Origin of the sequence: Microbacterium album (assembly GCF_014643695.1) — a bacterium.
Classification (GTDB): domain Bacteria; phylum Actinomycetota; class Actinomycetes; order Actinomycetales; family Microbacteriaceae; genus Microbacterium; species Microbacterium album.
The window spans coordinates 42,679-67,835 of record NZ_BMJY01000009.1; the positions used below are offsets into that span (position 1 = coordinate 42,679).

Sequence of the window (25,157 nt, forward strand, 5' to 3'; positions counted from 1 at the left end):
GCGTGCATCCTTGAAACGCGACGGGGATGGCTGTGTTCAGGTGGAAGCGAGACTAGGGTTTCGTACCGGATTCAGTCAACTCCTGAATCAGATTGGCGGGCGTGTCGTCGAGCTATCCGCAATAAATCGCGGTTCGGTCTCTGACATGGGGACACAGTGTGAACCATCCGATTCACAACTTTACTAGTTGCGGGATTCCGGCTACAGTGCTGCTCACGGTCGGCGCGCAGGTGCGCCGGCAACAGCAGGGAGCCAACAAAGATGTGGGACCTCATCGTCGTCGGAGGCGGGTCGGCGGGAGCCGTCGTCGCCAGCCGACTCAGCGAACAGCCCGACCGCCGCGTCCTGCTGCTCGAGGCGGGGCTCGACTACGTCGGCCGGGACACGCCGCACGAGTTCCGCGATCGCACGCGCGGGCTCGGCATGCAGCTGGCCACACCGCCGACCATGCGCAGCCCGCACTTCTACTTCCAGGGCGTCACGGCGCGCCGCGGCGAGGGGCACGAGGTCTTCGGTTATCGCCGCGGACGGGGCCTCGGGGGCTCCTCCACGGTCAACGGGCTGTACGCCATCCGCGGCGTGCCGGACGACTTCGCACACTGGGAGGCCCTCGGGGCCGACGGCTGGGGGCCCGAGCAGATGCTCGAGAGCTACATCGCGATCGAGGACGAGCACGACTTCCCGGAGGCGCCGTGGCACGGGGCCGGCGGCCCCTTCCCCGTCTACCGGGAGCCCGAGTCCGGCTGGGGCGGCATCGATCGCGCCCTGCGCGACGCCGCGCTCGACGCCGGGTACGCGTGGGCACCCGACCACAACGATCCGGCGAGCACGGGCGTCTCCCCGTTCGCGATGCACATCCGCGACGGCCTGCGCGTGTCGACCAACCACGCGTGGCTCGACCCCGCGCGGGGGCGCGCCAACCTCGAGATCCGCGGGGACGCGCACGTCGACCGGGTGCTCATCGAGGGCGAGCGCGCCGTCGGCGTCGTCGACGCGGACGGCACCGAGTACCGCCTCTCGCCCCGAGGCGAGGTGGTGCTGTGCGCCGGAGCGGCCCACTCCCCCGCCATGCTGTGGCGATCCGGGATCGGGCCCCGCGAGGATCTCGCCCGGATCGGCGTGGACACGATCGTCGACGCCCCCGTCGGCGTCGGCGCACAGGACCACGCCGTGGTCTTCGCCGAGATCACGGTCCCCGAGAGCGAGCAGCGCAGCGTGGGCAATCGCCCCACGAACATCATCGTGCGCTACTCCTCGGGCATGGCCGGGGCACGCGAGAACGACATGATGCTGCTGGCGACGAACCACAACTACTGGTTCGGCCAGCCCACCGCGGGGGTCGCGATCTCGATCGAGCAGCCGCTCTCGACGGGTTACATGACCCTCGCGTCCGCGGATCCCCGCGTCGATCCGCACTTCGAGCTGAGGATGCTGTCGGACGACCGCGACCTGGACCGCATCCGCGATGGCGTCGAGCGCACGCTCGCGCTGATGGAGCACGACGCGTTCACGTCGCGGGCGACGGGGTCCGTGTCCGCCCCTCGCGACGACGCCGCGCTGCGGGAGACCGTCAAGGACACCATGCACCTGACGTCGACCGTCCGAATGGGTGCCCCGGGCGATCGCGACGCCGTGCTCGACCCGGACCTGCGAGTCCAGGGCGTCGAGGGCCTGCGCGTCGTCGACGCGTCGGTGATGCCGACGGTCGCGTCCGCGAATACCCTGCTGACGGTGCTGGCGATCGCCGACAGGTTCGTCCGGCGCAACCCCGAGATCGGACTGTAAGGAGCACGCGATGCACGACGACACCGCAGCCCGCGAGTGGTACGACCGCCTGCACGAGACGCTCGGCGCGCACGGCGTGACGGTGCCGGAGGACACGCCCCGGGCGCGCCGGGTGACCGTGCCCTGGCGCCGGGAGTGGGGATTCTGGCACCTGGACGCCACGCCCGAGCAGGCCGACGCCGCCGTCGCGGCGGCGCGCGAGGCGGGGAAGGCGTGGCGGGCCGACGAGGGTGCCCGCCGCGAGGCGCTGCGGGCGCTGGCCGACGCGGTCGCCGCCAACTCCGAGGTGTTCACGCGACTGATCTCGTTCGAGAACGGCAAGCTCGCTCCCGCCGCGGCCATGGAGGTCGGTGCGTCCGTGGGCTCCCTCCGGTTGTTCGCCGATGCGGAGATCCCTGTCGAGGTGCTCCGCCGGACGGAGACCGAGACGCTGCGGCTCGTCCGCGAGCCGATCGGCGTGGTGGTCGCGATCACGCCGGCCAACATGCCGCTCCTCATGCTCGTCAACAAGGTCGCCACTGCGCTGCTGACGGGGAACACCGTCGTGGCGAAGCCCTCCCCCTACACGCCCCTGTCGGCGTTGCTGCTCGGCGCTCTGGCGGCCCCGGTGCTTCCGCCGGGTGTGTTCCAGGTCGTCCCCGGGGACGCGGAGATCGGGCGCGCGCTCGTCGAGCACCCCGACACGGGCATGATCACGCTCACCGGATCGCGGGCCGCGGGCAAGGCCGTGATGGCTGCGGCCGCGGGCACGCTGAAGCGGGTCCAGCTCGAGCTCGGCGGAAACGACCCGGCCATCGTGCTGCCCGACGCCCCGCTGGACGAGGTGCTCCCCGAGATCTTCCGTTCGGCGTTCGCGTCGAGCGGCCAGGCCTGCGTCGCCACCAAGCGCGTCTACGTGCCGGCCGAGCGGGCCGAGGAGGTCACGGCGGCGCTCGTGCGGCTTGCCGACGCCGCGCGCGTCGGAACGCCCTTCGACGCGGAGGCCACGCATCCCGCCCTGACGAACATCGACCAGTATCGCCGCGTCGCCGCGCTGATCGAGACCGTCGGCGCCGACGGCGGTCAGGTGCGCACGGGGGGCGTGGTCGACACCGACGAGGGGTTCTTCATCCGGCCGACGGTCGTCTCCGGGCTCGGTGACGGCGCGGAACTGGTCGACGAGGAGCAGTTCGGCCCCGTGCTGCCGGTCATCCGGTACGACGACGTCGACGCCGTGATCGACACGGTCAACTCCGGCCCCTACGGCCTGGGCGCCACCATCTGGACCGCGGACGAGGCGGCAGCCGAGCCGCTTGCACGCCGGCTCGACGTCGGAATGGCGTGGATCAACCGCACGCCCCGCCCGGACCCGACGATCCCCTTCGGCGGCATGAAGGAGAGCGGCATCGGCCGCGAGGGCGGCAGCGCCGGCCTCGACGCGTTCTGCGAGCTCAAGGTGATCGGCGCCTCGGGAGGTGCGGCATGAGCACCGGTGTGGAGCGCATCACCGTCAACGGGTTCTCGGATTTCGTCGCCCTCGCCGAGGAGCGCGCGCGGACGGCGTTCGGCGGATCCGCGGAACGCCAGCACGCCGTGACCATCGGGTTGTTCATGCGCCGCGTGAACACGCTCATGGGCGTGGACGCGGAGCGGGAGATGGGATTGACCTGGACGGCGTTCCGCGTCGGCTTCGCGCTGTGGGTCGCCGGCCCTCAGGAGCCGCACCGCGTCGCGATGATGGCGTCGATGAGCCGCGCCGCCGTCTCCGCCGCACGCAAGGCCCTCGAAGCCCTCGGCTACGTCGCGACCGTGTCGAGCGAAGCGGACCTGCGCTCGGTCGTGATGTCGCTGACGCCCGAGGGCGCCTCCCACATCGAGGGCGTCTACCGACGACACCTCGAGCTCACCGAGGAGTGGCTCTCGCCGTTGTCCGACCCCGAGAAGCTCATCCTGATGGGCCTGCTGGGCAAGATCATGTCCAGTCCGCGCGCGAGCGAGTACGGCCCGGGCCGGGTCGTCAACACGTGATCCCGGGGAAGCGATGAACTTCACGCAGGCAGCCAAGAGCATGATCGACCAGCAGGGCGGCGCACTGTAGCGCCCGGCCCTCCCATCGGAAAGGAACTCGCGTGGGCGACATCCTCATCGAAGGTCTCGACAAGACCTTCAACTCCACCAGAGTGCTCCACGCTCTCGACCTGCAGATCACGCAGGGCGAGTTCGTGACGCTGCTCGGCCCGAGCGGGTGCGGCAAGACCACGACGCTCCGCTGCGTGGCGGGGCTCGAGACGCCGACGTCCGGACGCATCAGCATCGGGAAGCAGACCGTCGTCGACAGCCGCCGCGCCGACTTCGTGCCGCCGCACAAGCGACGCGTCGGCATGGTCTTCCAGAGCTACGCCATCTGGCCCCACATGTCGGCGCTCGCGAACGTGGAGTTCCCGCTGAAGCGCCGCAAGCAGGGAAGCCGCACCGAGCAGCGCGCCGCGGCGGAGCGTGCGCTGAGCGCCGTCGGCATGAGCGCGTACGCCAACCGCTATCCGCACGAGCTCTCCGGCGGGCAGCAGCAGCGCATCGCGCTGGCACGCGGGCTGGTCGCCGCGGGCGAGGTCATGCTGTACGACGAGCCGCTGTCGAACCTCGACGCGAAGCTGCGCGTGCAGATGCGCGACGAGGTGCGCCGCCTTCACGACGAGTTCGGGCACACGTCGATCTACGTGACGCACGATCAGGAGGAGGCGTTCGCGATCTCGGACCGGATCGTGATCATGAACGGTGGACGGATCGAGCAGGCCGGCACGCCGCGCGAGATCTTCCACGCTCCCCAGACCCGGTACGTCGCGGACTTCATGGGCTACGAGAACATCCTCAACGTCGACAGCGTCGACGCGGCGAGCGGTACCGTCCAGGCCGGCGGGCTGCGGATCTCGGGCGCGGACTCGGCCGACAAGGACAGCGGCGTCGCCTTCCGCAGCTCGAAGGTTCAGCTCGGCACCGGCGGGCCGGCCGCGGCGCTGACGTTCGAGGCCGTGCCCACCCGCGAGGTGTACATCGGCGAGGAGACCGTGCTGCACCTGCGGACCGAGCACGACACGGACATCGTCGCGCGGGTCCCGGCGTCCGTCACCGTGCCCGCCGGAGAGCGCACGGCCTTCCACGTCGACCGCCAGGACCTGGTCTTCCTCGCCAGCTAGCGAGTCTCCATGCGCGCGGGGCCGCGGTCCGTGAGGAAACCGCGACCCCGCGCGCGGGCGGATCAGGCCGTGACGCGGCGCTTGCGCAGAGCCATCAGGGCGAGCGCGCCGCCGGCGCCCAGGGCGACCGCGCCGACGCCGACGCCGACGAGCACCTCCCCGCCCGTGGCGGCGAGGCCTGCCGTGTTGGGCGTGCCCGGCGCGAGCACCTCGATCGCCGCCCAGCCGATGAGCGTGCCGTCGGCCTCCGTGACGGCGAGCCGGTGCGCGCCGGGCTCGACGTCGGCCGGAATCACGAAGCTCACCACACCACCGGCGTTCACAGTGGCGGCACCGAGCGAGATCGGGGTGGAGTAGAGCCAACCGTTCACGGTCGTGCCCGCGTACCGCTCGCCGACCTCGACGAGAACCGCGCTGCCCGCGATCACGATGTCGGGGACGCTGATGCCCCCGCGGGCGCCGTCCGTCAGCGCGCCGGTCGAGGGCGCGACCGGCGTGCCCGGGCCGGGCGCGGGAGGCGCGCTGGGGCCGGGCTCGCTGGGCGCGGGCGGCTGGGTGGGCTCCGGCGACTCGCTGGGCTCGGGGTCGCTCGTGCCGGGGTCGCTGGGCTCCGGGTCCACGGGATCCGTCGGAGTTCCCGACCCGGGGACGGGGATCGTCAGGCAGGCTGCGTCGCTCCACGCGTCCTCGACCGTGGCGCAGCGGAACAGCGACGGGTTGATCTGCTCGGGGGAGCGCCATACCTGTGCCGCCTGCTCGTAGTCGTACGCGAGCGAGAGCAGGGCCGGCTCGCTCCACGCGGTGCCGAGGAACACCATGGACGAGGGCCGCTGGTTGTTGGCGGCATAACCGATCGGCACGCTCACGGACGGGTAGCCGGCGCGGGCCCCCACGCCCGTCGTGCCGGAGTTCGACACGATCGCGTCGAGGTCGTGCGACTCGAGCACAGAGTCGATCGCGGCGCGCGTCTCGGTGATGCCGCGGTCACGGTTCGCCTCGTACGCCGCGAGCTGATCCGGGTCGTCCAGGTCCACCTGTGCGCCCTGGTCGAAATAGACCTGCCCGAACTTCCTGCCCTCCGGGTGGTCGATGTTGAACTGGCGGATCTCGTCGAACGTCTTGATCGGCGCATCATCCGGCAGCCGCGACAGATACGCGTTCATGTCGCGCTTGAACTCCTGGACGAGGATGCTCGGCGCCGACGTGTTGCCGACGGACACGGGAACGAGCGTCGCTCCCTGCGCCTCCAGTTCCCCGAGTGCGGCCTGATACAGCGCATTGTTGCTGGAGACGAACCCGATGCGGGCCCCCTCGAGCGCCGTCTCGGACAGTCCCTCCGTGAAGTCCACGTCGACGAGCGGGTTGTCCGCCGTTGCCGGATCCTCCGGGTCGATGCCCGTCATGGCGGTCAAGAGAGCGGCGGCGTCATAGACGGTCTTCACCATGGGTCCGGCGGTGTCCTGCGAGCTGGAGATGGGGATGATCCCGGTGCGGCTGGACAGGCCGACCGTGGGCTTGACGCCGACCACGGAGTTCGCCTGCGCGGGGCTGAGGATCGAGCCGGACGTCTCGGTGCCGACCGTGAGCGTCGCCAGCCCCGCGGCCGCTGCCGCGCCGGAGCCCGAACTGGAGCCGCTGGGCGTCTGGCTGGCGTCATACGGGTTGAGCACCTGGCCGCCGAGCGAGCTGTAGCCCGACGGCATGCCGGACGTGATGAAGTTGGCGAACTCCGAGAGGTTGACCTTGCCGAGGATGATGGCGCCGGCCTCGCGCAGCTGGGCCGTGAGCGGGGCGTCCTCGGCGGGGAAGGAGTCGGCGAGCGCGATCGAACCTGCGGTCGTCGGCATGCCCACGGCGTCGATGTTGTCCTTGAGGAGGACGGGTACACCGTGCAGCGGCCCGCGCACGGTGCCGGCGGCGCGCTCGGCATCGAGCTGAGCGGCCTCCTCATAAACGTCGGGGTTGATGGAGCGGACCGCATTGAGGTGCGGCCCGCCGATGCTGAGGTCGCGGATGCGGTCGAGGTATGCCTGCACGAGCTGCACGGAGGTCAGCTCGCCGTTCTCGAGCGCGGTGCGCACCTCGGGCACGCCGGCAGTCGCAAGGTCGATCGTGAGGGGCGGCGTCGTGGGGCTCGCGGAGGCGAGCGACGGTGCCACCGCGATCGCCCCTGCGAGCAGGAGCGCGGCGGAGCAGGCGGCGCCACGGCGGCGCCACAGGGGCCGGGGGGTCTGGATGGACAAGGGGTTCCCTTCTTCACCGGCGCCGCGGGCACGGCGCCTGGCGCTATTCGAGCGGTGTGGGATTTCCCCTCCATATCCCGAGCGTTTCGGGCAGATGTCGCGAGGTGAGACACGCGGCCTCCTTGCGCCTTCCCCGGCCCCGTGCGGCAATTCACTCCTCCGCCCGCTGGCAACCAACCCTCGCGCGAGAGGCGGACTTCCGGCACAATGACCGCGTGAGCGCGTCGACCCCGGACCGGACGGCGCCTCGGCGCGTTTCCCGTCATGCGCGGTCGGTCGCTGTGGTCGTACTCACAGGCGCCGGTGTCGCCGGCTTGACCGCTGCGGGAATGGTCGCCACCGCGACATCCGCCAGTGGCGTTGCTCCGTTCCGGGCGCAAGCCACGCTTCTGCCGGCTCTGCCCGCGGATCCGGTCACGAGCGGAACGGGGAGCGCGCAGGTCGAGATCCCCGTCGCTGCGCCGGCGTTTCCGCTGGGCGAGCTCGAGGCGCTTGCACAGGACGCACTCGCGAGGGACGCGGTCCCCGGCATCCGCCTCACTTTCGGCGGCCCCCTGAACGACGGATCCGGACTGCAATTCGGGGTCTGGGAGCTCCCGCACGGGCGGACGCTCGAGCAGATCGCACAGGACATCGGCACCGATCTCGACAGACCCGACATCCCGATCACCGTCGTGGTCGCGCGGATCGTCGCGGCAGGTGGCTGAGGACCGCGCCGTGGACACGACGCGACGCGCGCACCGGGGCGCGGCCCTGGCGACCCTCGGGGCGGTCGTGCTCGGTGTCACCGCGTGCGCGCCGCCGTTCGCCGCCTGCACCACGGTCGGCTGGGTGAACGAGCTCACGGTCGTGCTGGAGGGCGACGTGTCCGATGTCGCGGCCGTGCGGCTGTGCGTCGAGGACGGCTGCGTGCCGAGTGACGCGCCGGCCAGCACGCCCCCGCCGCAACTGGAATCGGTCACACCCGGGCCCGACACGGGCGCGGGAGAGTCGTGGCTCTTCACGACCGGGATGAGCAGCCCCGAGCAGTTCTCCGTACGGGTCGAGGACGGCGACGGCGCCGTGCTGACCGACACGCCCGTCACCGCGGAGTGGGCTCAGGTGGGAGGCAGCGACCGCTGCGGAGGCCCCGGCGTGGCGGTGGTCACCGTTCGTCTGTAGGGAGCGAAGCGCGGCGGCGATCCCCTCGCGTGCGCATGAGGCTCGCGATCGTCGCGACGGCGATCGTGGCCGCGATGAACAGCAGGGAGAACCAGATGGGGATCTCCGGCGCCCACAGCATCGGCTCCCCGTCGTTGATGAACGGCAGCTCGTTGACGTGCATGGCGTGCAGCACGAGCTTGACGCCGATGAAGGCGAGGATGACCGCCAGCCCCTGCGAGAGGTACACCAGCCGCTCGAGAAGGCCGCCGATGAGGAAGTACAGCTGGCGCAGGCCCATGAGCGCGAAGGCGTTCGCCGTGAACACGATGTACGCCTCTTCCGTGAGGCCGTAGATGGCCGGGATCGAGTCGACCGCGAAGACGAGGTCGACGAAGCCGATCGCGATGATCACCAAGAGCATGGGGGTGACGAAGCGCTTGCCGTCCTTGAGGACGGTGAACTTGTCCTCGTGGTACTCGTCCGTCACGGGCAGCTTCCGGCGCACGAACCGCATGAACCTGCCGTCCGCGGGATTGCTGTCGTGCCCGCTGAACGCCTGTCGGTACGCGAGCACGAGCAGCAGCGCTCCGAACACGTAGAAGATCCACGAGAAGTTCTCGATCAGCGCCGCGCCCACGGCGATGAAGATGCCGCGCAGGATGAGCGCGATCACGATGCCGATCATCAGCACCTTCTGCTGGTAGATCTTCGGCACTGCGAAGCCGGTCATCACGATCAGGAAGACGAACAGGTTGTCGATCGACAACGCCTTCTCGGTGAGGTAACCGGCGAAATACTCCCCGCCGTACGTCCATCCGGACACCACGCCCACCCCGACGCCGAAGAGCAGCGCGAGGCTGATGTAGAACGCCGACCAGCGCGCCGACTCGCCGATCGTCGGCTCATGCGGCTTGCGGATGTGAGCGAAGAACTCGTAGACGAAGAACGCGATCGTGACCGCGATCGTGATGATCCAGACGAGCGGAGTGATGTTCAAGGAGTCTCCAGACATGGCGCATGGTTGAGCGGCACCAAGGTCTTCTCCATCCTCATATGAGGACCGGTGACCCGGGATGCGATGCATCCGTAATGACGAGCCGACCGTACCGGAGTACTCCCCTTAGACATCGGAAGTCTAGAAGCTTGCGCGCTCGGTGTCTGTAAGGAAGCTGGGCGTGTTCCGTCTCACCGACGCGCTTTGGGACACTGGGCGCGGGGGCGGGCAGCCCCTCCGGGAGAGATCGCATGGAAGTAGTCCGGTGGCGGGGTCTCGCTGCCCCGAGCACGGAACGCTGCGTCGTCATCGAAGACGACGGGGGCGTGCACGTTCGCAGCGTCATCCACGGAGCGGACCAGGAGTGCGAGTACGAGCTGCGCGCCACGACGGGATGGGTGTTCCGCGCTCTGACCGCCCGGGTCGACAGCCAGGTCCTGGAGGTGACTCGATCCGATCGCGGGTGGGCCGTGGACGGCGAGCCACGTGCCGACCTCGAGGAGGCGGTCGATGTCGACATCTCCGTGTCGCCCCTGAGCAACACTCTGCCGATCCGCCGCCTCGGTCTCGCCCTCGGCGAGAGCGCGGACATCGTCACCGCGTATGTCACCCTGCCCGATCTCGCCGTGAGCGCCGATCCGCAGCGGTACACGCGCGTGGGCGAGCGGGCCTACCTCTACCAGTCCCGCGACTCCGACTTCGAGAGAACGATCACCGTGGATGACGACGGTCTGGTCATCGACTATCCGGGGCTCTTCGAACGGGAGGATCCGCCCGGCTGAGGTCAGGCGATCGCGGCGGCGATGAGTCGGTCGAGCGCGGCGTGTGCCTGCGGCCGCGCGGATTCGGGCGCCTCGTGCTGCGCGATCCACAGTGCGGCCTCGTTCATGGCCCCGGACAGCTGAGCCGTCAGTGGGTCCAGCAGCCCCTCGGTCGCGCCGGCGTCCTGGAGCGCCTCGCGGAGGTGGACCGCGGAGTTCTCCGCGTCCAGGCGCCGCCACTCGTCCCATCCGATCACCGAGGGGGCATCGATCAGCAGGATCCGCACGACGGGGGCGGCCGTGATCGCGTCGAGGAACGCGTGGAAGCCCGCTCGGAGCCGCTCGGCAGGCTGCTCCTCCCCCTCGGCGGCGGCGACCACCGCCGCGGCGACCTGTTCTTGAAGCCTCGCGGCGACCGCGCGGAACAGCCCCGGCTTGCTGCGGTAGTGGTGATAGACCGCGCCTCGGGTCACCCCCGCCGCCCGGGCGACATCGTCGAGGGACACCGCGGCGAATCCCTCGGCGGCGAAGAGCGCGGTCGCGGCATCGAGCACCTGCTGGGCAGTCAGCGCAGCAGCAGCGGCGGAAGCACGTGGCATGACCTCTTCCTTTACGTGCGTTGTGTATGTATCCTGCTCTTACATACCCAGTGTACGTAAAGGGGAACACGATGTCCGTCACCAGCTTCTATCCCGTCATCACCTCGCAGGACGTCGCCGCCGCAGCCTCGTTCTACCGCGAGACCCTCGGGTTCGAGGTCACCTACGAGTCCGACTGGTACGTCAGCATGCGCCTCGGCGCGTTCGAACTGGCGATCCTCTCCCACCAGCACGAGACCATCCCGCCGGGCCACCGCGCTCTTCCGAAGGGGGTGATCCTCAACCTCGAAGTGGACGACGTCGACGCCGTGCACGACCGGCTCACCGGCGAGGCGGGCCTCGAGCCCGTCCTCACGCTGCGCGACGAGGACTTCGGCCAGCGGCACTTCATCGTCCTCGCCCCCGACGACGTCCTCCTGGACGTCATCCAGCCCATCCCCCCGAGCGCGGAGTACGCCGACGCCTATACCCAGGGGTGAGTGGCAGCCTCGCTCAGGGGGCTTACTGGCGGTGCGGCCACACCGAGACGTGTGTTCCTCGGGATGAAGTCTGGCGACCTCACCGGCTCAATAGCCGCCCGATCCGATTCAGGATCGCCTCCGCAAACCCTGCATTGTGATGCCTGCGGAAGATGCTCGTGCCGCGGCGCATGAGTTCGACGTTCAGTCGGTACGCCGCGTCGAGGATCGGCTCGCTCTTCAGCAGCCGCGTTGCCTCCGCGAGACCCGGTGCGCATAGCGAGACGACGCCGGAGGCCTGGCGGTACGCGGGATCATGCGCGTCGATCAGGGTGCCGTCTTCGAGAAGCTCGTCGCCGATGGACCCCAGCGCTGCATCGTCCTTGATGTTCAGCTGCACCTGTACGCCGCGCTGCCCGCCCTCCCGCCACTCGATCAGGTACAGCGTCTCAAGTCCTCCACAGTTCAGGGTCGCGAGCCGCCGTGCTTCGCGGCTGCGACCCGTCGATGGAAGCGCAGTGACGTTCCACAGATGCTGCGCCGTGGCGATCGGATCCGGGACCGTTTCGTGCACATACCTCGCGAGGACGTCGAGGAGCGCATCGTAGTCAGGACGCCTTACCAGCCCCCAGTGGCGACGACGCGCACTCGACGCCTGGTCGAGCGCCGTCCTCCGCTGGCCGCGCTCCCAGGGCAGGATGACCTGCTCAACCTCCTGGATCACGACCTCGAGGGGCTCGTTGCCGCCGGGAAGCTCCGTCAGGGCGATGTTGCGTAGGCTGACGAACCTCTCTTGCTCTGCGATCACCGCCCGTTCGAGCGAATCCAGCTCGTCCGCAGGCGCCGCGGCGAAGGCGAAGGCGCGAACGTCGCCGTGTAATCGACGATGGGCAGCCAGGCGCCGGACGATGTTGGTCGTCTTGCCGACATACCGTTCCCCGTTCGCGAACTCGAGAATGTATATCCCCACCATCTCGAGAGGAGCCCGGCCTGCGAAGAACACCGCGGCGGATCCGACTTCGCCGAGGACGTGCCTGGTGAAAGCGAGGGAGGAAGCACCCACGCGCGCGACCTTATCAGGCCTGCAGAGACGCGATCAGGCCGCGAGCTGGTCGACCGCGACACTGAGGAGCTCGTCGCCCGTCATGCCCCACTTGGGGGTGCCGAGCTGCCCCGCCCGCTCCAGGGCCGCGATGCCGTGGGCGGTGGCGAGCAAGAGCGCGGCGCCCTGGCGCGGGTCCTCGACCTGCGTGGCGTCCGAGACGAGAACCAGGAACTCGTCCTGCGCCTCCCCCGCTGCCGCGATCAGCACCTCCGGGTTCCGGGACGGCGGCGCGAACATCAGCGCGTACAGGTGCGGGCGGCTACGGGCGAGTTGCAGCCAGCTCGCCAGGGCCTGCGCCAAGCGCTCCTTCGCGGTGTGGCTCTGGTCAGCCCGAAGCACCGCCAGTCGCTCCGCGGTGCGGGTCCATTGCTCCGCCGCCAGCGCAGTGAGGAGGTCGTTTTTCGTGGGGAAATGACCATAGGGCGCGCCGCGCGAGACCCCGGCCGCACCGCCGACCGCCCGAAGGGTGACGGCATCCGGCCCTCCCTGGTCCAGCAGGGCTCCGGCGGCCTCCAGTAGCGCGCGCTTCGTGGCAGCGGCAGTCTCGGCTCTCGTCGCCATAACGACAATCATAGTTGACAACGTCATATGAACTCCGTACTCTGCCCATATGACATTGTCACATGAAAAAGCAGACCTCGTCGTTGTCAGCGGCGCCTCCACCGGACTCGGTGCGGCCACCAGCCGAGCGCTGGCGGCACGGGGCTTCCACGTCCTCGCTGGGGTGCGGCGCGAACAGGACGGCGAGCGGCTCGACCAGGCTCGGATCGAGCCCGTCATCCTCGACATCAACCGCGGCGAGGACATCGCTCGCCTCGCGGCGCGCGTCGACTCCTCCGGGAAGCGGCTGCACGCGATCGTCAACAACGCGGGCATGGCCGCCAATGCGCCGGTGGAGACGCTGCCGCTGGACGACTGGCGAGCCGTGTTCGACGTGAACGTCTTCGGCGCCGTCGCGCTCACGCAGGCGCTACTGCCCGCGCTGCGTCGCGACAGGGGGCGAGTGGTGAACATCAGCTCGATCGGCGGCAAAGTCGCGATGCCCGCGTTCGGTGCCTACTCCGGCAGCAAGTTCGCCCTCGAGGCGATCAGCGACGCCCTGCGACAGGAGGTCGCCCCTCACGGAGTGCAGGTCGTGATTGTTGAGCCGGGTGGTATGCGCACGGAGATGGGCGCACGCGGTACCGCCGCCGCCAAAGCGCAGCTCGAGCGGATGACTCCGCAGCAGCGCGAGGCCTACAGCGGCACGATGCGCGCGTTCCTCGGCTACGCCGCCGCCCTCGACCACACGGGGCTGACTGCCGACAAGGCCGCCCGCACCGTGGCGTCCGCGATCACGACGCCGCGACCGCGGACGCGCTACACGATCGGCCGCGAGGCCGCGTTCCTGTCCCGACTCGTCCGGTTCACGCCGGACCGTGTGCTCGACCGCATGATCGCGCAGACCCTGCGCAGCCAGAGCAAGGACACCGCGACCGCTGCCGCTTAGGACCGCGGTCTTCGAAGGACCTCGCTCGACGCAGGGCGGTCAGCACGAAGTAGCTGCCGAACCGGGCGACGGCCATGGCGGCCGCCAGGTGGTCGCGCCCGCCGCCGCGCACCGAGCAGGCGAGCGCGACGACGCCCGGGAGCGAGATCCGGACGGCGCCCGTTCCGGTGGCGGACGCCCCGCCCTCCGAGTGTTCGATCGACACGCTCAGCGTCGTCAGGTCTCGGAGCAATGAGCGGCGGCCTCTCGTAGCGGCTTTCGTGCCCGTGATGCGGCCATGGCAGCGCCGGCCGTCCGTGTAGCTCAGGTCGTAGCGCATGTACAGGCCGTCGCCGCGCGCGCGAGGGAACAGCGTGAGATCGCCGCGCACCTCGGCACGGGCATCGCCGAGATCGAGGACACCGGTCACGGACGCGACCGGAGCCGGCTCGCCGACCGGCACGCCGCTGTCGGGCAGCTCGACCGCGAGGCGCAGGCGCAGGGCTCTCGCGCTCGTCGAGCCCGACTCGACCAACTCGACCTCGCCCGACAGCACCTCGCGGAAGACCACTGGCCGCGGCGAGGGGTCGTACGAGTGCCGGTGGACGTGCCGCCACTGCTGCACGGCGAGCATGGCCTCGTCCTCCGGCACGGCGGCTCGAGCCGCGTGCGCTCGCTCGGGGGCACGCCACGTCTCATCCCCCGTCAGCTCGCGGATGGCGGCCTCGACGCGACGCTCGGCGACCGCGGTGATCGTCGCCGAGGGGTTCACTCCGGTGGACGCGGGGATGCCGGCGCCATCGACGACGTACAGCCGGGGATACCCGTGCACCTGGCCCGAACGGTCGATGACGCTGGAACACGGATCGTCGCCCATCGGCGCGCCGCCGAGATTGTGCACGGTCACGCCGGTGCGCAGGAACACCCACGACGGCAGGAACCTCACGCGCCCGCCGAGCTGACGGGCCGCTTGTCTGGCGGCGCGCATCTCGGCTCGGTACAGGGGGGCGTTGGGCCGGTTTCGCCAGGCGACGCGGGCCTCGCCGTTGTGGTCGAGAGTGAGCACACCATCGGCGGTGTCCCGGCCCATCATCAGCAGCGCCATCGTGCCTCGGCTGCGGGAGCCCTCGGGCCGGCGCCGAGCGCGCGGATTCCTCGCCCTGGCCGGACGACGCAGCGGGTTGAGGGAGCGCACGAGCTCGCTGAGCTGAGCCGGATAAGCCCCGTCCTGCACCTGGAACCAGACCTTCTCCTTGCCGATGTGGCAGTCGACGATCGTCGTGGTCGTGATCGTCGGGCCACGCTGCGGGCTGAGTTCGCTCCTCGGCCGGGAGACAAACGCGAGGAAGTCGCCGTTGCCCGAGAACCCACGCCCCAGCGCTGGCGAGAGGTCAGGCAGCGTCCGAAGCACGTCGCGATTGCGCAGCAGCAGCTCAGTGGTGCCCACCGCACCGGCGGCCAGGAACACCGCTCGGGCCTGCACCAGTCCACGCCGCCCCGCGGCGCGATCCAGGTAACCCACCTCGTATCCGAGTGCGGACGGCGCGATGCGATCCACTTCGCAGAGCGTGCGTGCCTCCGCTCCGTGCTCTTCCGCGATGCTCAGGTAGTTGCGGTCGACGCTGTTCTTCGCGCCTTCGTTGCACCCGAACATGCACTCGCCGACGAAGGTGCACTCCCCCGCGCGCGGCGGTCCCGGATGATCGGCGAAGGTCACGGCCAGAAGCGGGCGCACCGTCCCCGCTGGCCGATGGAGCCGGGACGCCGCGCCCTCCATCGCAACGGTCCGGGCAGGGACCTGGCCCGTGAGCGGGTCGGTTCCGACCGGACGCACGCGCAGCATGTGCGCCGCCACGTCGTAATAGGGGTCGAGCGCATCGCGATCGTAACCGTCGGGCCAGGAATCGAAGACCTCCCTCGGCGGACGGGCGAACACGTTCGCATACACCAGAGAACCGCCGCCCCACCCCGCAGCCTGCACGCTGGCCATCCGGTCGAGCCAGCGGATGTCGTAGAGGCCCTGGTCCTTGCCCCAGAGCCAGTCGTCCTCGAGCTTTCCGACATCGCGTGGAAAGTCGCCCGGCTTCCACCGACGGCCTCGTTCCAGCACGACCACCGACAGCCCCGCCTGCGCGAGGCGGGCCGCCGCGGCCGCGCCGCCGAATCCGCTTCCGACGACCACCGCATCGACGCGCACGTGCTCCACGGTGCACCTCCCTTTCGAATGAGTGATTGACCACTCACTACGGGTGAGTGTACAGTCACTCTCATGGCAACGCGAAGCTCGATCCTTTCCACAGCCGACACGCGCCGACCGATGGTCGCGGCGGCAGCACTCTCCGAGTTCGCGCGCGGCGGATACCACGGCACCACCGTGGCTCACGTGGCCCGCGCGGCGAAGATCTCCCCCGCCTACGTCTTCAAGCTCTATCCGCGCAAGGAGGCCCTCTTCGTCGCCGCACTCGAGGCGTGCTTCGACCGCATCCTCGACGCACTGTCCGAAGGAGCGGACGCCGCCCCCTCCCCCTCGCCCGCCGCGGTACTGGAGGCGATGGGCGACGCGTACGCCGCGCTCATCCGCGACCGAACCCTGCTCATGCTGCAGGTCCATGCGCAATCGGTGGCGGAGATCGAGGAGATCGGGTCCGCGCTCCGCGCGGGACTCGCGCGAGTGACCGAGTTCGCCCGAGACCGGTCAGGAGGAAGCGATGACGACGTGCAGCGATTCATGGCCTACGGGCAGCTCTGCCACCTGATCGTCACCGCGCGCATCGACGAGAGTCCCGCACGCTGGGCGCAGATCCTCTCGCAGGGCATCCGCCACCCCGACTAGCGACCCCCGCTCCGGGCGCGCCCACGCATGCCCGAAAGAGTGAGTGATGAATCACTCTCCCCCGTGTTTCCTCAGAACCTCACCACCGAAAGGAGTCCCTCATGACTGTCACCGCTCCCCTCGCCGCACCCCCGCGATCGACGCACAGCGCGCGGCGCTGGCTCGCCCTGAGCGTCCTCGCCCTCGCACAGTTCCTCGTGGTGCTCGACGCCTCCATCGTCAACATCGCCCTCCCCGTCCTCGGATCCCAATTGGGAATGGGCACCGCCGCGCTCGCCTGGGTCATCACGGCGTACGTCCTCGCCTTCGGCGGCCTGCTCCTCCTCGGCGGACGCCTCGCCGACCGCTACGGACACCGCCGGGTCTTCCTCATCGGAACCGCCGGGTTCGTGGCCGCCTCCGCTCTGGCCGGCCTTTCCCTCACCAGCGAGATACTCCTGGCAGCCCGTGCCATCCAGGGGGCGTCGGCGGCGCTGCTCGCGCCGGCGGCGCTCGCCCTGCTCACCGGGTTGTTCCCCGACCCGACGGAGCGCACCAAGGCGCTGGGTGTGTGGGGCGGCGTCGCGGGAGTGGGGTCGGCAGCGGGCGTGCTGCTCGGCGGCGTCCTGACGGCCGCGTTCGGGTGGCAGTCGGTGTTCTTCGTCAACATCCCCATCGGGGCCGTCGTGCTCGTCGCGGTTCCGCTGCTGATCGCCCGGGACACATCGATCGTGCGCGGCAAGCTCGATCTGCCGGGCGCGGCCACGATCACCGGAGCGCTCGTCGCGGCCGTCGGGGCGCTGAGCGCCGTCGAGCAGATCGGACTCGCGCATCCGCTCACGATCGCTCTCGCCGCAGCCGCGCTCGTGCTGGGCGTCGCGTTCGTCCTCATCGAGCGTCGGACCGCTGAGCCGCTCGTGCCGCTCGCGGTGTTCGGCAACCGCAGCCTCAGCCTGGGCAACATCGTCATGGTGCTCATCGGTGCGGCGATGGTCGCCCTGTTCTTCGCGCTCTCCGTGTTCATGCAGGCCGTGCTCGGCTACGACGCGCTCACGACGGGACTCACACAGCTGCCGCTCGCGGGCGCCCTCGTGATCGTCGCCGGCCTCGCACCCGTCGCCATCCAGCGCGTCGGCACGAGGACGACACTCATCGGGTCGCTCGCGGTGCTCGCCGCGGGCCTGGTCTGGCTGTCGCTCGCCCCTTCCGACGCCGGATTCCTCACGCACATCCTCGGGCCGAGCCTTCTGATCGGGATCGGAATGGGCGGCGCATTCGTCACGACCACGCAGCTGGCGGTCGACGGCGTCGACGGCGGGGAGGCCGGGCTCGCCGGCGGCCTCGTCAACACCAGCCAGCAGATCGGCGGCGCCCTCGGCCTCGCCGTCCTCGGCACGCTCGCGGCGGTCCGCACCGACTCGCTGATCGAGGCCGGCGTAGCCGCCCCCGAGGCCGCCACCAACGGCTTCTCCTGGATCTTCCTCGGAGCCGCCGTCGCCACCCTCCTCGCTGCCGCGGCGGCCTCGTTCCACCGCGGGCGTTGATCCATGTCCCGCGCGACCGATCGCGCACCGCCGCGGGCGCATCGCGCGCCGCGGCGGTGCGGCTACTCGGTGGCGCGGGTGGCGGCGAGGGAGCCGAGCAGGCCGAGGGCCTCGGCGCTCGCGCTGCCGGGCGGGGCGTGATGGACGATGAGCTGCAGGCCCGGGGTGCTGCGCACATCGAAGGCGTCGTAGTCGAGGGTCAGCAAGCCGACGTCGGGATGGCGGAACTGTTTGGCTTCACGGGTCTTGCCGCGCACATCCTGGCGGCTCCACAGGTCGCGGAACGCGCTGCTGTGGGCGGTGAGCTCATCGAGGAGCGCGACCAGGCGGGGCGCCTGCGGGTCATGTCCCACGGCCAGGCGCAGGTGCGCGGCGACAGAGTGGGCGGCGCGATCCCAGTCCACGTAGAAGTCGCGTCCGGCGGGGTCGAGGAACGTCATGCGGGCCAGGTTGTCCGCTTCGCCGAACGCCGAGTGCAGGACGCGGGCGAGGTCGTTCGCGGCCACGATGTCCAGGGCCCGGTCGATCACGTACGCCGGGGTCGCACTCCAAGCCTCCAGCAGCGCGGCCAGCTCCGGTCGGACGATCTGACCCGGGGCGTGGCGCTGCTCGGGAGCGGCGTGCCCGGCGAGCCGATGGAGGTGCGCGCGGGCGTCGGCGCCCAGCTCCAATGCGCGGGCGAGTGCGTCGAGGATCTGGGTGGAGGGGTGCCGCTCGCGGCCCTGCTCGAGTCGGGTGTAGTAGTCCACGCTGAGCCCGGCGAGCACGGCGACCTCCTCGCGGCGCAAGCCCGGGACTCGCCGGTGGCCGGACGAGCTGAGCGCCTCGGGCTGCGGGCGCAGCGCGGCGCGGCGGGCGCGGAGGAAGCTCCCCAGCTCGTTGCGGTCATTGCCGTCCATGATGTCGACGGTACGCCGCCTCCGCCCCACGTTCCTGCGTGGGCTGCTCCCAGGAAACGGTCGGCCTGGTTGCGGGCGTCGGCGCGATCGAGCATGGAATCACTCCGCGACGCGCCCCGATCGAGGCGCGGGCGGGAGCGTTCACGACTCCGTTCCCGATCTGAAGGACATCATGCGCTACACCTTGCTCGGCCGCTCCGGCATCCGCGTCTCCGAGTTCGCGCTCGGCACCATGACCTTCGGCGACGACTGGGGGTGGGGCGCTCCGGCTGAAACCAGCACAAGGATCCTGGACGCGTACGCCGAGGCGGGCGGCAACTTCATCGACACCGCCAACCTCTACACCGGCGGCAGGGCCGAGACGATTCTCGGCGACGCGTTGAAGGGGCGCCGGGACCGGTTCGTGCTCGGCACTAAGTTCACGCTGCAGACCGAGGCCGGAGACCCCAACGCCGCCGGCAACCACCGCAAGAATTTGACCCGGTCGCTCGAGGCAAGCCTGCGTCGCCTGCAGACCGACCACATCGACGTGCTGTGGGTGCACGCCCGCGACACGCTGACGCCGCTGCCGGAGCTGATGCGGGCGCTGGACGACCAGGTCCGGGCCGGGAAGGTTCTCCACGTCGGCGTCTCGGACTGGCCGGCGTGGGAGATCGCCGAGGCCACCACCCTCGCCGAGCTCCGGGGATGGTCACCGTTCATCGGCGTGCAGCTGCGCTACAACCTGCTCAGCCGCTCCGTGGAATCCGAACTGATACCGATGGCGAAGGCGCACGACCTCGCCGTACTCGCCTGGGGTCCGCTGGCCGAAGGGCGCCTGACCGGGAAGTACCTCGACGGTGGTGAAGGGCGCCTCACCCGCGGCGGCTGGGACTTCAGCGGCGAGAGCGGCGACCACATCGTCCGCGAGGTCGTCGCGATCGCCGAGGCCGGCGGGTGGACGCCCGCGCAGGTCGCATTCGCCTGGTTGCGCTCCCGCCCCGGCACCGTCATCCCGCTGCTCGGCGCCACGAGCGAGCAGCAGCTGCGGACGAACCTCGCCGCCGCCGACATCCTCCTGGACGCCGACATCCTGGACCGGCTCGACGAGATCAGCGCCCCGCGGCGTGGTTTCCCGCACGACGTCATGGCGGGCGAGGACATGATCGGTCTCGCCTATGGTGACCAGTGGCGCCGGATCGTCGACCGCAGACGCGCGTCGCGCCGCCCCGTCAACGACGACGACCGGCTCGCGTCGGTCACCGCCCCGCAGGGATGATGCCGCAGAACGACGCCGGGAGACCGATCATGACCGCCGAGCACACCGGACCGCTCGTGTTCACCGACGCCACCGTGCACCTCACGCCCACACGCACGGTGCGCGGCGACGTGTGGACGGACGGCCGTACCATCACCCACGCGGGCCCCGTGGGACCCAACGAGCGGCCCGACGATGCCCGGACAATCCACGCCGGCGGTGCGACGATCGTGCCGATACTGGTCGACAGCGCGCTGCGCGCCCGCCCCGCGCACGAGCGGGACGCCTACGACCTGGCGCCGGGGAACCCTGCGACCTTCGCCGTCACCCGCGCCCGCGTCACCGAACCGCAGGTGCGCGGCTCGCTCATCATCCGCCCCGCCGACCTCCTCGCGATCGTCGTCGACGGGGAGATCCTGGCCAGGAACGGCGCGCCCACCACCCGCGCCGCGGTCAGCGATCCGGACGCCTGGATCGGGGCGTGGATCGACCGCTCCCAGGCCATCGAACAGCACCTGCTCCCGAATGGCCGCTACACCGAGACCCGCAGCGGGCGCGTCGACGCGTGGGTCGGCGCGTACTGGACTCGCGGCGACCGCATCGCCTACCTCGATGACACGGGATTCTGGGCGTTCGGAGTGCTCGCTGACGACGTCCTGCACCACGCCGGCTTCATCATGACGCGCTGACCGACGCCGGGGCGTCATCACCGCCCGAGCCAACGCGCGATGCGGTCGCGCCGAGCCGCCCGCCGTTCGCAGCGCCGCCGAGTCGCGGCATCCCGCCGCGCCTGCTCGCGCTCGGTACGCCGGATCTCATCCTGAACGATGGCCAGCAGTTGCTCGGGGTAGACATCGCGGTGGATGTCGAAGTGGGGCATGGTCTTCTCCCAGTCAGCTCGTGTGGGTGATCGAATGATCGACGTTCGAAAGAGGCACATTTCGACGTCTGCGGCGAGCGTACGAATGTGAGCGCGCTCGAAATCAAGCACCCGGCGTCGAACCACGCGGGCCTGTACTTAGAGCGCGGTCGAAGGCCTATCGTGTCCGCATGGACGGGTACACGATCGAGGAGGTGGCGGCGCGCACGGCCCTGAGCAAGCACACGCTGCGGTACTACGAGCGCGAAGGGCTCCTGCCGCCGATCGGCAAGGCGCCGAGCGGGCATCGCCGCTACACCGAGGACGACATCGGCTGGATCCGCTTCCTGCAGCTGTTGCGTGCCACCGGCATGCCCATCCGGGAGGTGAAGGAGTTCGTCACGCTCACCTGGGCCGGCGACCACACCATCCGGCAGCGCGTCGCGGTGCTCACCTCCTACCGCGCGGCGCTCGTGGAGCGCATGGCGCGCGACGCGGACCACCTCGAGGCCCTCAACCGCAAGATCGGCTACTACGAGGACGTGCTGGCGGCGCAGGACGCCACGCCCGAAGACATCACGGCGCCGAGGGTCATCGCGGAGCGCGCCCACCGGGATTGACGATGCGCGGGATGCCGGTGCTGCTGACGAGGATCGCGGCGACGGTGAACGGGATGACACCGAGGGCGAGCATGGCGGCGCCGGTGTCGCCGGCGAAGTCGACGGCGTCGTGGCTCAGGATGAGCTGGGATCCGGTCTGGAAGGCGGCGTGGAACCCGATCGGCATCCACACCGAGCCGGTGATCATGCGCAGGTAGCCGAATCCGACCCCCATCGCGAGGAAGAGCGAGAGGTCGACCGGGTTCCAGTTCTGCCGCAGGAGTCCCGCGAAGAGCGTGAACAGCACCGCTTGAACGATGATGACGCCCCACCCGCGCGTGAGCGCTCCGAGTACGGTCGTGATGTAGCCGCGGAAGAGCGCCTCCTCGGGAATCGCTTCCGCGAGCAGCACCGCGAGGAGGAGAAGGACGACGGTTCCCGCGAGATCCGGGAGGGGAACGGTGACGGTCAGCGGGGCACCGACGAGCGCGAGCACCCCGAACGTCAGCGCGGCCGGGACGGTCCAGACGACGGCGCCCCAGATCGCGAGCCTCCATCCGGTGCGGATGTTCGTCAACCCGGCATCGCGCAGGCGTTTGCGGTCGACGTAGCGGACGAGCAGCGCGACCACGGCGATGGTGAGCGCGCTGATCACCAGGCCGGCGAGGATCCGGATTGCCAGGGTCGCCGGGTCCGAGAGGTCTTGCGCAGCGGGGAGCAGGGTCGTCGCGAGGGTGAGGCCCAGACCGAGCGGCAGCACAGCGAGCGCGATCCTCCAGGCCGCGGAGCCGATTCGGCGGGATCGTGCTGCAGTCGCGTGCGTCATCTCGTTCCTCGGTATCTCTGTGCGAGGGCGTGGAAAGCGCGCTTCGGCGTCCACGTGCCGTCAGGGTGGGCGGCGACGATGCCGTAGCTCGCCAGGTCGAGGTCCCGACCGGGCTCGTCGGAGGTGGTCAGGGCGGGTTCGCTGAATCCCCAGACGAAGGTCCCGTCCACTCCGACGCGATCGAAGGTGTCGAGCACGCCGGTGATGTAGTCGGCCTGTTCCTGCTCGTCGCGCACGAGATTTGTCGGAACGGTCAGTTCCGTGCGTCCGCCGAGCACTCCTGCGGCGGTCGAGGCCTTGTCGGCGGCGCCGCGGTAGGTGCAGGAGCCGAACTCGAACACGTAACAGGGCTTGCCGTGAGCGTGGGCCTGATCGGCGAGCGCGCGGATGTCGTCCTCGAATCGCCACGCGTTGCGTGCATCCCGGTAGCGGTCCGCGCCGACGACGTCGAAGATGGACCAATCCGGTCGCTCCCAGTCCCCCGCGCCGTACGAGATGGGCCCGGCGAAACGCGCTCGCGCATCCTCGACGAGTTCGGCGAGCAGGCGCCGCAGCCGTCGGTTGGCGATCGGGAGCAGCGGGAAGGTCACCGTCAGCAGTGATCCTCGGCTCCAGAACGTCGGGCCGGGAAGCATGCCCGGGATCGACAGCGTGAGCTCGCACCCCACCACCAGCCCGGCCGTGGCCCCGGACCTCCGAAGGCGCTCGGCGTCGTCGGCGGCGGACCGCACGGCCGCACGCAGCTCGTGCGCGGGACGATCGAACGGGCGCGGTTGCAGCCAGACCGCCAGGCCCTCCTCGGCGGCGAGACCCGCCGCAGTGCCGAGGCGCCGCGGATCGCTCGCCATGACCAGCACGGCGGTGCAGCCGAGATCCTCGCGGATGGCCCGGAAGTCGCGTCGCGCTGCCTGCTCGGTGAAAGAGGGGTTGCTGTCGAAGCCCTTCTCGTAGATGACACCGGCGTCGTACCCGATCCCGCGAACAGGATCAGCCATCGTCGACTCCCAGCGCCCGGAACAGGTACGGCACGACGTGCGCGCGCAACTCGCCGAGATCGACGCCGGGGTCGCGCTGCACGAGAGTGATCGCGCGATCCAGCACGCTCTCGACGAGCCCCGTCGCCACATCCAGCGGAATCTCCGTGAATGCGCCCTGTTCCATACCGGCGCGCAGGATGCTGCGCAGCAGTGCGGTGTCGTCATCGTCGTTGATGAGGTACAGAGGAGTGCCCTCGGCGGTGCGGTGCGAGACCGCGACCTCGACCGCCGCGGAGATCGCGTGCCGGTGGGCGTCGACGTGGGCGACGTATGCCTCGGCGTAGGCGCGCAACCGCGCGGCGGGTTCCTCGATCACCTCGACCGCGGCCAGCACGCTCTCGCCGAGAGCGGCGAAGACCGTGCCCACGAGCTCGAGCAGCAGCCCTTCCTTGGACGCGAAGTAATACACCACCGCGCTCTTGGCGATCTGCGCCCGGCGCGCGATCTCCGCCAAGGACGCACGGTGATACCCGACCTCGTTGACCGTCGCGACGGCAGCATCGACGAGCTGACGACGGCGGGCCAACTCGATGAACGTGCGCGCGCCCTCCCGAGGCTCCGCCGGGGGCGGCGCGGGGGTCGGTTCAGAACGCACGGACTGATTTTAGAACGATCGGTCGAAGCGTGTCCACACCTCGCGGCGCGTGGGCGTGAAGCCCGGGTCACGAGCCGAGCGGAGCAACCCCTTCACAGCCGGCGAGCGGAGCGTGCCGGTGGTCTCATGCTGCGTCGTTCTCGGCAAGGGCCGCGAGGGCACTGGTCACCGCGCTCCATCCGTCGAAGAAACCGAGTTCCTCGTGTCGGTCACGGTCCGCGGGGTTCCCGTGCCGCACCACCACGCGATAGAGAGTGCCGTCGGGGTGCTCGGCGAGGCTGACCTCGGCGGCCATCGGGACCGGGGCGGGAGCAGCAGGGCGCAAGGTGCTGCTGATCGCGTTGGTGAAGACGAGCCTGGCCTGTGGTTCCACGATCAGGAAGAGACCATCGGCGTGAGGCACGAAGGTGTCGCCGTCGTCGCTCATGCTGGTGACGAATGCTCCGCCTGGCTGGACGTCGAGACTGTCGATGCGCGCGATGGTCGGCGCAGGAACCCACCACTGTTGCAACCGCTCCGGCTCGGTCCAGGCACGCCACACGACCGAACGTGGTGCGCGGATCACGCGCTCGATCGTGAGGTCGAGACGGGGATCGAACGTGGTCATTGGTCCTCCTGCTGATCGGTGACGAACTGTTCGAGACGGTCGGTGCGCTGCTCCCAGAGCTCGCGCTGCTCGGCGAGCCAGCCCTCGACGAGCAAGAGGCGGTCGCGGTTGAGCGTGCAGGTGCGGACCCGCCCGGACTTGCGCGTGCGGATGAGCCCCGTGGACTCGAGCATGCGCACATGCTTCACGAACGACGGCAGGGTGATCGGAAACGGCTCCGCCAGCTCACCCACGCTCGCCGACCCCGCACCGAGACGCCGGATCACAGCGCGCCTGGTCGGGTCGGCGAGCGCGACGAACAGTCCGTCCAAAGCACGATGCTTAGCCATGTGGAAAAGTATTTCAGGCCCGGATACTTAGCGCAAGGGGAAAGTATTGGGGACGTGCAGGACGGGCACTGCCGCGACGTCTGT

At 70.1% G+C, this 25,157-nt stretch carries 27 protein-coding genes; 14 read left to right on the plus strand and 13 right to left on the minus strand.

Annotated features, from left to right (window positions below):
• The first annotated feature begins 261 nt into the window (after positions 1 to 261).
• The 4 genes from IEX37_RS10805 to IEX37_RS10820 all read left to right on the plus strand — a co-directional run bounded on the left by IEX37_RS10805 (position 262) and on the right by IEX37_RS10820 (position 4,958).
• Positions 262 to 1,785 carry a GMC family oxidoreductase gene (locus IEX37_RS10805; RefSeq protein WP_188756281.1) on the plus strand — a complete coding sequence of 508 codons (1,524 nt, stop codon included), beginning with the start codon at positions 262 to 264 and terminating at the stop codon, positions 1,783 to 1,785.
• Between the two features lie 10 nt (positions 1,786 to 1,795).
• Positions 1,796 to 3,250, plus strand: coding sequence for an aldehyde dehydrogenase family protein (locus tag IEX37_RS10810; RefSeq protein ID WP_188756282.1), 1,455 nt, complete (start codon positions 1,796 to 1,798; stop codon positions 3,248 to 3,250).
• Positions 3,247 to 3,792, plus strand: a complete 546-nt coding sequence (locus tag IEX37_RS10815) for a helix-turn-helix domain-containing protein (protein ID WP_188756283.1) — start codon at positions 3,247 to 3,249, stop codon at positions 3,790 to 3,792. Before IEX37_RS10810 ends, IEX37_RS10815 begins: the two co-directional genes overlap by 4 nt.
• A 101-nt stretch (positions 3,793 to 3,893) precedes the next feature.
• Positions 3,894 to 4,958, plus strand: coding sequence for an ABC transporter ATP-binding protein (locus tag IEX37_RS10820; protein ID WP_188756284.1), 1,065 nt, complete (start codon positions 3,894 to 3,896; stop codon positions 4,956 to 4,958).
• A gap of 62 nt (positions 4,959 to 5,020) precedes the next feature.
• Here the strand turns inward: IEX37_RS10820 and IEX37_RS10825 are convergent, their stop codons facing one another.
• Complete coding sequence (locus IEX37_RS10825) at positions 5,021 to 7,201, minus strand: amidase family protein (protein WP_229663217.1); 2,181 nt, start codon at positions 7,199 to 7,201, stop codon at positions 5,021 to 5,023.
• 329 nt (positions 7,202 to 7,530) lie between these two features.
• Between IEX37_RS10825 and IEX37_RS10830 the strand changes: the two genes are divergently transcribed.
• Both IEX37_RS10830 and IEX37_RS10835 read left to right on the plus strand, forming a co-directional pair.
• Entirely contained in the window at positions 7,531 to 7,908 is a 378-nt protein-coding gene (locus tag IEX37_RS10830) for a hypothetical protein (RefSeq protein ID WP_229663218.1), read from the plus strand.
• A gap of 10 nt (positions 7,909 to 7,918) precedes the next feature.
• Complete coding sequence (locus IEX37_RS10835; RefSeq protein ID WP_188756286.1) at positions 7,919 to 8,362, plus strand: hypothetical protein; 444 nt, start codon at positions 7,919 to 7,921, stop codon at positions 8,360 to 8,362.
• On the opposite strand, the gene IEX37_RS10840 is transcribed toward IEX37_RS10835, so the two are convergent.
• Positions 8,346 to 9,341 (minus strand): TerC family protein, encoded by a 996-nt coding sequence (locus IEX37_RS10840; RefSeq protein WP_188756344.1) that lies wholly within the window; start codon positions 9,339 to 9,341, stop codon positions 8,346 to 8,348. The genes IEX37_RS10835 and IEX37_RS10840 overlap by 17 nt on opposite strands.
• A 248-nt stretch (positions 9,342 to 9,589) precedes the next feature.
• On the opposite strand from IEX37_RS10840, the gene IEX37_RS10845 reads away from it, so the two are divergent.
• Positions 9,590 to 10,120, plus strand: a complete 531-nt coding sequence (locus IEX37_RS10845; RefSeq protein ID WP_188756287.1) for a putative glycolipid-binding domain-containing protein — start codon at positions 9,590 to 9,592, stop codon at positions 10,118 to 10,120.
• A gap of 2 nt (positions 10,121 to 10,122) precedes the next feature.
• Here the strand turns inward: IEX37_RS10845 and IEX37_RS10850 are convergent, their stop codons facing one another.
• Complete coding sequence (locus IEX37_RS10850) at positions 10,123 to 10,698, minus strand: TetR family C-terminal domain-containing protein (protein ID WP_188756288.1); 576 nt, start codon at positions 10,696 to 10,698, stop codon at positions 10,123 to 10,125.
• 71 nt (positions 10,699 to 10,769) lie between these two features.
• On the opposite strand from IEX37_RS10850, the gene IEX37_RS10855 reads away from it, so the two are divergent.
• Positions 10,770 to 11,177 (plus strand): VOC family protein, encoded by a 408-nt coding sequence (locus IEX37_RS10855; RefSeq protein WP_188756289.1) that lies wholly within the window; start codon positions 10,770 to 10,772, stop codon positions 11,175 to 11,177.
• Positions 11,178 to 11,256: 79 nt separating this feature from the next.
• Here the strand turns inward: IEX37_RS10855 and IEX37_RS10860 are convergent, their stop codons facing one another.
• Both IEX37_RS10860 and IEX37_RS10865 read right to left on the minus strand, forming a co-directional pair.
• Positions 11,257 to 12,219 carry a GIY-YIG nuclease family protein gene (locus IEX37_RS10860; protein WP_188756290.1) on the minus strand — a complete coding sequence of 321 codons (963 nt, stop codon included), beginning with the start codon at positions 12,217 to 12,219 and terminating at the stop codon, positions 11,257 to 11,259.
• Between the two features lie 33 nt (positions 12,220 to 12,252).
• Positions 12,253 to 12,822, minus strand: coding sequence for a TetR/AcrR family transcriptional regulator (locus tag IEX37_RS10865; protein WP_188756291.1), 570 nt, complete (start codon positions 12,820 to 12,822; stop codon positions 12,253 to 12,255).
• Positions 12,823 to 12,871: 49 nt separating this feature from the next.
• On the opposite strand from IEX37_RS10865, the gene IEX37_RS10870 reads away from it, so the two are divergent.
• Positions 12,872 to 13,750: an SDR family oxidoreductase gene (locus IEX37_RS10870; RefSeq protein ID WP_188756292.1), complete on the plus strand. Its 879-nt coding sequence runs from the start codon at positions 12,872 to 12,874 to the stop codon at positions 13,748 to 13,750.
• On the opposite strand, the gene IEX37_RS10875 is transcribed toward IEX37_RS10870, so the two are convergent.
• On the minus strand, positions 13,668 to 15,935 hold the full coding sequence (locus IEX37_RS10875; RefSeq protein WP_188756293.1) for a GMC family oxidoreductase: 2,268 nt from the start codon (positions 15,933 to 15,935) through the stop codon (positions 13,668 to 13,670). The genes IEX37_RS10870 and IEX37_RS10875 overlap by 83 nt on opposite strands.
• Positions 15,936 to 15,998: 63 nt before the next feature.
• Between IEX37_RS10875 and IEX37_RS10880 the strand changes: the two genes are divergently transcribed.
• Entirely contained in the window at positions 15,999 to 16,562 is a 564-nt protein-coding gene (locus tag IEX37_RS10880; RefSeq protein WP_188756294.1) for a TetR/AcrR family transcriptional regulator, read from the plus strand.
• 101 nt (positions 16,563 to 16,663) lie between these two features.
• A complete protein-coding gene (locus IEX37_RS10885) occupies positions 16,664 to 18,085 on the plus strand; it encodes an MFS transporter (protein WP_188756295.1) in 1,422 nt (473 codons plus the stop codon).
• Between the two features lie 62 nt (positions 18,086 to 18,147).
• Here the strand turns inward: IEX37_RS10885 and IEX37_RS10890 are convergent, their stop codons facing one another.
• A complete protein-coding gene (locus IEX37_RS10890; RefSeq protein WP_188756296.1) occupies positions 18,148 to 18,984 on the minus strand; it encodes a helix-turn-helix transcriptional regulator in 837 nt (278 codons plus the stop codon).
• 172 nt (positions 18,985 to 19,156) lie between these two features.
• Between IEX37_RS10890 and IEX37_RS10895 the strand changes: the two genes are divergently transcribed.
• Entirely contained in the window at positions 19,157 to 20,242 is a 1,086-nt protein-coding gene (locus tag IEX37_RS10895) for an aldo/keto reductase (RefSeq protein ID WP_188756297.1), read from the plus strand.
• 29 nt (positions 20,243 to 20,271) lie between these two features.
• A complete protein-coding gene (locus tag IEX37_RS10900; protein WP_188756298.1) occupies positions 20,272 to 20,910 on the plus strand; it encodes an Atu4866 domain-containing protein in 639 nt (212 codons plus the stop codon).
• 17 nt (positions 20,911 to 20,927) lie between these two features.
• Here IEX37_RS10900 and IEX37_RS10905 read toward each other — a convergent pair whose 3' ends face one another.
• Positions 20,928 to 21,101, minus strand: coding sequence for a hypothetical protein (locus IEX37_RS10905; RefSeq protein WP_188756299.1), 174 nt, complete (start codon positions 21,099 to 21,101; stop codon positions 20,928 to 20,930).
• Between the two features lie 170 nt (positions 21,102 to 21,271).
• Between IEX37_RS10905 and IEX37_RS10910 the strand changes: the two genes are divergently transcribed.
• Positions 21,272 to 21,700, plus strand: coding sequence for a MerR family transcriptional regulator (locus IEX37_RS10910; RefSeq protein WP_188756300.1), 429 nt, complete (start codon positions 21,272 to 21,274; stop codon positions 21,698 to 21,700).
• Here the strand turns inward: IEX37_RS10910 and IEX37_RS10915 are convergent.
• The 5 genes from IEX37_RS10915 to IEX37_RS10935 all read right to left on the minus strand — a co-directional run bounded on the left by IEX37_RS10915 (position 21,672) and on the right by IEX37_RS10935 (position 25,073).
• A complete protein-coding gene (locus tag IEX37_RS10915; RefSeq protein ID WP_188756301.1) occupies positions 21,672 to 22,505 on the minus strand; it encodes a CPBP family intramembrane glutamic endopeptidase in 834 nt (277 codons plus the stop codon). The two genes, IEX37_RS10910 and IEX37_RS10915, sit on opposite strands and share 29 nt — an antisense overlap.
• Complete coding sequence (locus IEX37_RS10920) at positions 22,502 to 23,500, minus strand: glycoside hydrolase family 113 protein (RefSeq protein ID WP_188756302.1); 999 nt, start codon at positions 23,498 to 23,500, stop codon at positions 22,502 to 22,504. The genes IEX37_RS10915 and IEX37_RS10920 overlap by 4 nt, the downstream gene beginning before the upstream one ends.
• Positions 23,493 to 24,137 carry a TetR family transcriptional regulator gene (locus IEX37_RS10925; RefSeq protein WP_188756303.1) on the minus strand — a complete coding sequence of 215 codons (645 nt, stop codon included), beginning with the start codon at positions 24,135 to 24,137 and terminating at the stop codon, positions 23,493 to 23,495. The genes IEX37_RS10920 and IEX37_RS10925 overlap by 8 nt, the downstream gene beginning before the upstream one ends.
• Before the next feature lie 124 nt (positions 24,138 to 24,261).
• Positions 24,262 to 24,744, minus strand: a complete 483-nt coding sequence (locus tag IEX37_RS10930) for an SRPBCC domain-containing protein (protein WP_188756304.1) — start codon at positions 24,742 to 24,744, stop codon at positions 24,262 to 24,264.
• Positions 24,741 to 25,073, minus strand: a complete 333-nt coding sequence (locus tag IEX37_RS10935) for an ArsR/SmtB family transcription factor (protein ID WP_188756305.1) — start codon at positions 25,071 to 25,073, stop codon at positions 24,741 to 24,743. Before IEX37_RS10935 ends, IEX37_RS10930 begins: the two co-directional genes overlap by 4 nt.
• Positions 25,074 to 25,157: the final 84 nt, after the last annotated feature.